This window comes from uncultured Oceanicoccus sp. (genome assembly GCF_963968385.1).
In the GTDB taxonomy this organism is placed as follows: Bacteria; Pseudomonadota; Gammaproteobacteria; order Pseudomonadales; family Dasaniaceae; genus Oceanicoccus.
The window spans coordinates 1-6,060 of the sequence record NZ_CAXAHB010000086.1; the positions used below are offsets into that span (position 1 = coordinate 1).

Annotated in this window: 2 protein-coding genes; both read right to left on the reverse strand. The window is 46.9% G+C overall.

Annotated elements, in window-relative coordinates; all coding sequences use genetic code 11:
* The coding region (locus AACP44_RS08075) for a cysteine peptidase family C39 domain-containing protein (protein ID WP_339340012.1) at positions 1 to 4,064 on the reverse strand (4,064 nt) is incomplete at its 3' end.
* A gap of 82 nt (positions 4,065 to 4,146) precedes the next feature.
* The coding region (locus AACP44_RS08080) for a hypothetical protein (protein ID WP_339340013.1) at positions 4,147 to 6,060 on the reverse strand (1,914 nt) is incomplete at its 5' end.

Sequence of the window (6,060 nt, forward strand, 5' to 3'; positions counted from 1 at the left end):
GCCAACATACCGGTGTAAAAGTAGCTAAATAGCTCTTCATAATCGATATCATTGCGTTTAAAGCGGATGCTGGTTAACTGATTGTTAATATCGTAACTGGCGGTAAAGGGCGTTTTATCTGCAAGATAGCCTTCAATTAAATTACCATCATCGTCGTAGACTAGTGGATTTTCTAAGTCCTGCTGTTCGACCAGCTGGTTAAGTTGGTTATATTTTGCCATTAGTTGTTGCTCGGCAATAGCAGGATAATGACGGTTATTATTTTCACGGGTGAGGTTGCCGGCTATGTCGTAGCTATATCCGTAGTTGAGAATAACTTCGCTACTATTGGTGTATTGGCGCTGGCGAATATCCCCTGCACTATTAAATGTGGTGGTGTAGCTAACACCATTGGGCTGAGTAAGCACCACAGATGGCGTGTCTTGGTTATCGTTATATTGCCAATTAAAACTATCGTCCAAGCCACTGACCTGAGTTAAACGACCGAGCACATCATATTGATAGCTGGCGTAGGCTTGGCCGTTTAGTGTTAGGGCGCTAGTACGCCCCAAGAGATCGTAGTGGTACTGAATAATATCATTACTCCAAGGACTGTCGTAGCTTTGCAGTCGTCCACGAGTATCGTAGTGGTAGCTATGGGTACCAATGGCATCGGTTACCTGTTGTAACTGGCCTTTGGCGTTGTAGCTAAAGCTAACCCCCGGGCTGTTATCTGAGTAGCTAATAGCACTGAGTTGCTGTTTATTGTTGTAGCTATAGGTGGTTACCATACCCCGCGCATTGGTGCTGGTAGCTACGCGACCATTGTTGTAGTTGGTAGTTATGGATTTACCATCGGCATAGGTTTCTGCAGTCTTTTGATTGGCACTGTTATAGCTAAAACGGGTGCGATTTTGGTTTTTGTCCACTAGTGTTTTCATGTTGCCATTTTTATCGCGTTCAAAAACCAGTTTTCCGCGCTTTGGATCAGTTGTAGCGATTAGCTGTTTGGCGGCATCGTATTGGTATTGATAGCGACGCCCACCGGGCAGAGTTTCACTGACTAGCATACGCGGACAAACGCCGTAGTCACGCGTGATTTTACGACCGCCGGGATAGGTGATTTCTACTAGGGTGTTGATATTGTTGTAGGCGTAACGGGTTTGGCGACCATGCAGGTCTTGTTCGGATGTTTTACGACCAATGGCATCATATTGGTAACTGGCGATAGTCTTGTTGGCAATACTGATGCTTTGCAGCCGGTGATCGCCATTGTAGTTATACTGGACGACTTGGTTGAGGGCATTGGTAATCGTGGATAGTTTACCATTGGGCAGGTAGGTAAATTGGGTACTTTGTCCGTCGCCGGCATCCAGTTGTGTCATTTGGTGATGACCGTCGTATTGATAACTGACTGTACCTGAGGGACTGACGATGGTTTTTATATCTATACCGTTGGGGTAGTAGCTGTAGGTGGTCACTTCACCGAGTGGGTTGGTGACGGTCACCAACTGGCCTTTGTTGTTATAGGTGAAGTGTTTGGTTTCACCAAATTGGTTGGTTTGCTGAGTAATACGGCCATTGCTGTCATACTGATAGCCAGTCGTGGCGCCATTAGGGTAGGTAATTTGGCTGATGCGATTTGGACGACCCCCTACTCGCTCAAAGTTATAGATGGTTTTGGGCACTGAATTATGGGAGTTTTTTTTACCGTTTGCGTATGCCACATAGTGGTTGGGAGCAACGTACCAAGAGCGACCGTAGTAACCATCATAATGGTATTCTTCTTTGTCACCATTGGGGTTGGTAACGGTAATGCGGTAGTTGGCCCACATAGTCTTGCCTGGTGCCGGATAGGGGTCGTTGTTGTTGCGTCTACCATCGGCTGCTTCGGTGTAAAATGATGTGCGCCCTTTGGCATTTTCTATATAGCTTATATAACGATCTTTGTCATAGCCAAGCCTTGCAGTGTACCCCTGCATATCGGTAATGGAGATCAGATTGCGTTGATCGTCATAGGTAAAGGAGGCACTGCGCCCAAAGGGATCCTCTACACGGGTAATTAAATTGTCTGCGTTGTAAATCAGTTGCGTGCGCCGCCCCTGGGCATCAATAATTCCTTGCATACGCGCTTGCGGGTCATAGTCAAAGGTTAATGCATTGCCATACCCATCAACAATTTGAGTTATAAATAACTGTAAAGCTGAGGTATTGGCAGGTACCTGATAGAGTATTTTTGCCCCATTATCAAAGTGCAGTTCATAGTGACTGTCACTGATTTTCAGCAATCTATCTGTGCGGCCACTTTGATCACGAAAGCCACTGATAAAACGCTCTCCCGTGGATTGGGTTTCATAAAGAGGTTCGTATGTGTTGCGACTGCCATCACTGTTAAATAGTGTCACGGTATTGCCAGGATCAATCACCAGATAGCTGGCGTAATTAAACATCCATTTGGCACCGAAGGGTTCATTTTGAGCAATAGCGGATTGAGAGTTGTAACTGAGATCAATTTTTACTTCAGGCCCCAGTGCAGGTTTGTACCACAGTGGCATATCACGCACATACATATTCATGTTTAGCATGTTTACGCTCCACACTGGCGCACCTTTGGGATTGTTACAATCGCCATCATCTGGCCGGTTGGGCGCATCTGGTTGGGGAGCGTCGGGCGCATTTGGTGACGGAACTCCCGGGGCGTTTGGCGGACCATCGCTATCTGGCGAGCCGAGGTCGCCTTCCGGTGCCTGCACACCACAGCAGCCACCGAAGATCTGTTCTGTCTCTGTCGCTGCTAGCAGACGGCCTGCGGTTTCAGTAAAGGCTATGGCATTGCCCTGCCATTCGCGAGCCAGTTCTGATTTGGTCTGGGTAAAACGGCGAGACATTTGAGGATCGTAAACTACCATTGAGCCATCTTTGGCCAAATCTTCCAAAACCCAATAGTGACCGGAGCCACCGGATGCCGTGCGACTGACCTGCAGAATCATCGGCAGTTGGCTCTTTTTTATATCTGCAACGGAGAGATTGACCGCACGAGCACGGTAACCGTGATCCAAGGCCATGGTCGTTAGTTGCTCAATGCTAAAGCCTTTATCACCCGGCTTGGTATGCAGCAATTGCTCAGCTTCTTTGGTGCGACCGTCGCGATTAAGGACGGCTGCTAGGGCTTCGGTACCACAAGACAATAAATTAGCCATCTCTTTTTGTTGGTCGTCTATACGACGCAACCACTGGGAAGCATAGGTGCGCAAACGCCAATCTGGCGCAATTTCTTTTAGTTCGGCAAACAGTTGCTGTGCCGCTCGGGGGTTATTTTCCATCACTCGAAGAACCGCCAGACGACTGATGGCTTTGGCACGCATCATCTGTGCACCTTTGTATGGGTTCCCTTCATTTTCAGCGATTACTTGATTAAATAGCCCTTCAGCCTCGGAGTAACGACCATTAAAACGCGCTTCACAGCTCATATGCAGAATGGCTTCTGACTTCCAGGCACTATCTGGGTAGGTCTTGGTAAATTGGTCAAATTGTTGATAGGCCTTTTTGTATTGATGGCGGTTCCAGTTTTGGATGGCTTCACCAAAAGCCATGCGCTCCGATTTATCGGATTTGGCAAGGGGATTAAGTTTGCTAAAAGAAGCGATGTTCTCTTGTTTATTTATTGGTTTGGTTGGTGACAAAATGCCTCCCAACTGCCCAGATGCAATTAGCATTTCATGGGTTGGCGCGCGCGATAAATCCATTTCGATCAGGGAGGGCTGTACAGCGTCGGTTTGGCTATAAGATGAGTCCTTTTGAGGCGGTTTAACTACGTTGGACTGCTGACTAACAGAGCTTGATACCTCCATATCCGCTGAAGATGGCGCAATGGAATTAGGTTGGCTCGGTGATTGCGAACTGACTGTATTGGTCTCTCCCTCCATAGTTGGATGAGATTCGGTTGATTTGCCAATCCGACGTTTTGCAGCCTGATGATCCCATTGGCCATATATAACTCCAGTGACTAAAACAATAGCCATGGAGCGGGCAATAATGCGCCACATAGATGCACGGAGGTTATTTGTAAGTTGTCCAAAATCCATTGAAAGATCCCTCTACTATAGCTTTACTATCTCTGATGGCACTAAAACGATTAAACCCAACGCTGGTTGGCGCGGACTCAAACTAATTGGGGTCAGTGCCTGACTCAACTTCTTGCAAATGGGTCAGACCATCCCCATCACTGTCTTGGGAGAGATCTTCATCCAGATGACCGAAGTACCTTAACTCCCAGGAATCCATCACTCCATCTGCATCGGAGTCCTCTTCAAGACTGATAAATAACCGGTCAAGCCAGAAAGCATAAGACCTATCGCCACCAGAATAAGGCTTGTAATAAAGCCATTTAAGCTCGTGAACACCAGCAGGTAAATAAAATACTGCCGTGGTCTGAGGCACACCACTCCAAGCATTACGAGCCCACTCTTCTAATAACTGATCATCTAGGTAAAACTGTAGTGTGTCATTAAAAGAACCCGGGGCAACTTTAAGGTCAAAGCGTACGATGCCCCCGCTGGATACTAGATGCGTCTTAATCACTCGACTTTGATTAAAAGGATTGCTGTAGTCATTCTCAAGAATGCCAGACGATTTGAGGGATTGCTCCCCTTCAAGGGGATCAGATTGATCCAACTCCCAAGATCCAGAGCCCTCATGAATCCATGATAGTGATTCAGGCAGGACCTCTCCCTCAAAATCAAAATCAATACCTATGGGTGCAGAGTCAAATTCGTTCGGATCATCACCCGATACATATTCTTCCAGAGCACTAAAGCCATCCTCATCTTCATCACTGCCAGCATCGCTGGCATCCAATGGGTTTAGGCCATAACGGGCTTCCCATAGATCGGGCAACCTATCCTCGTCCGAGTCCATGTTAATCGACTGCGTGGGTATGGACAGAGCATACTCAACAAAGTTGGATTGCCCATTGTCATTGATATCGCCATTTGCATCGGTGCTATTCAGCGGATTCAAACCATTGTCCACTTCCCAGCCATCGGGCATTAAATCACCGTCAAAGTCGGGGTTATCTGGCGCAGTTCCAGCTTGAAATTCTTGCAAATGGGTTAGACCATCGCTATCAGTATCGAAGGATGGGCCTGCCTCCAAGTTGCCGAAGTATTTCCATTCCCATGGATCATCTATACCATCAGCGTCGCTATCAATATCACTGCTGGCATCCTCGGTATCCAATGGATTTAAACCGTTTTGTACTTCCCAACCATCGGGCATTTGATCGCCGTCGGAGTCAGGGTTATTTGGTTCAGTTCCAGCCTGAAATTCTTGCAAATGGGTTAGACCGTCGCTATCAGTATCGAAGGATAGATCTGCATTCAAATCGCCGAAGTACCCCCACTCCCATAGATCATCTATACCATCAGTGTCGCTATCGACATTTTCTTGCGCACTGATAAATAGTTGATCAATCCATGCTGCATCGTTACCACGATTAACACTATGATCTTTATGATAACGCCACTCAAGCACATGATAACCCGCCGGCAACTCAAAACTGACTGTGGTTTCCACGGTGCCAGACCACCGCTGAAGTAGCTGATCATCTAAAAAGAAACTTAAATAGTCACAGCAGCTTTCCGAACTTACTCTGAGGTTAAAGCGAACCAGTCCGCCAGCAGAGATAACCAACACTTTAATGCGACTACTCTGATTGTGAGCAATAGTGCCAGATTTAAGGGATTGCCTCCCCTCAAGAGGCTTAAATGTGTCTAATGCCCAAGACTGGTTGCCTTCATTAATCCACTGCAGTGATTCAGGCAAGTCTGTCCCATTAAAGTCAATTAAAACACCTGGCGGGATAGATTCAGCGTCGTTAGGATCAGTTTCGGATCGATATTCTTCTAAAGCGCTAAAGCCATCTTCATCAGTATGACTGTTGGCATCTTCGGCATCCAATGGATTTAAACCGTTCTGCACTTCCCAACCATCGGGCATTCGATCGCCGTCAGAGTCAGGTTTATCTGGCTCAGTTCCAGCCTGAAATTCTTGCAAATGGGTTAGACCATCGCTATCAGTATC